Raw genomic sequence first — 487 nt, forward strand, 5'->3', positions numbered from 1 at the left:
TATAAAAATGTATATTATTCGAAATATTATAATTCACTGAAGAACCTCTAGTATCTCACTTACTAGAGGTTCCTCCCGCTTTACTATTCTTTATCTTTTTCTACTTCTTTTTTCGCATCTTCTACTACAGATACAACAGATTTATCGTTTGATAATTGTTGTACTGCTCCTTTTCCAGCAAATCCTTCTAATAACTCTTTTAAATCAATCCCAGAAGAAGCTTTTAATGTTTCTTGCATCGTTGCCATTAAATCAGTCGCATAACCTGCAACTTTTCCGGCGCCGCTATTTTTACCACCGCCACCTGTATCGACAACTGTAATTTTATCAATGTTGCTAAGTGGGCTTGCAACTTCCTTCGCATAACTTGGAAGCATGTTAAGAACCATATCCATAATCGCCGCTTGGCCATATAACTCAAATGCCTCTGCAATTTTTTGTTTCGCTTCCGCTTCTGCTAAACCTTTTAATCTGATAACATCTGCTT

The 487-nt window shown here is 36.6% G+C and carries 1 protein-coding gene; it reads right to left on the reverse strand.

What is annotated here, in order from left to right; all coding sequences use genetic code 11:
* Positions 1 to 83 precede the first annotated feature (83 nt).
* On the reverse strand, positions 84 to 487 hold a 404-nt coding region (locus MR160_RS33900; protein WP_276576130.1), incomplete at its 5' end, for a flotillin domain-containing protein.

The sequence above is a fragment of the Bacillus cereus group sp. BfR-BA-01382 genome (genome assembly GCF_022663475.1).
In the GTDB taxonomy this organism is placed as follows: domain Bacteria; phylum Bacillota; class Bacilli; order Bacillales; family Bacillaceae_G; genus Bacillus_A; species Bacillus_A thuringiensis_S.